Here is a 271-nt window from a genome sequence, read left to right as displayed (position 1 = left end):
TACCAGCGGCAACTGGGTGTTTACCGTCGATACGGTGGCACCAGGCGCGCCGTTTATCGACTCGGCAGCAGACAATGTGGGAGATAAGGATCATCAGCCACAAAACATGACCAGTGGCAGTGCCACAGATGATCCCTACCCGATCCTGACCGGTCGTGCGGAAGCCAACAGTGTGGTGATGGTGTATGACCAAACCGGTCTGTTAGGCTCAGCGAAAACCAATGACAGCGGTGTCTGGACGTTCAAGCCAACCGATAGCCTGAATGAAGGC

Annotated in this window: 1 protein-coding gene; it reads left to right on the top strand. The window is 55.4% G+C overall.

Going from position 1 to position 271, the window contains the following annotated elements; translation table 11 throughout:
* Positions 1–271 (top strand): Ig-like domain-containing protein (locus tag AC2A06_RS19050; protein ID WP_484381326.1); only part of this gene is annotated, 271 nt, incomplete at both ends.

This window comes from Serratia sp. HNCC26DJ244, assembly GCF_057180565.1.
Note: the sequence above shows the minus strand (reverse complement) of the source record. Positions and strands in the feature narration are given on the sequence as shown.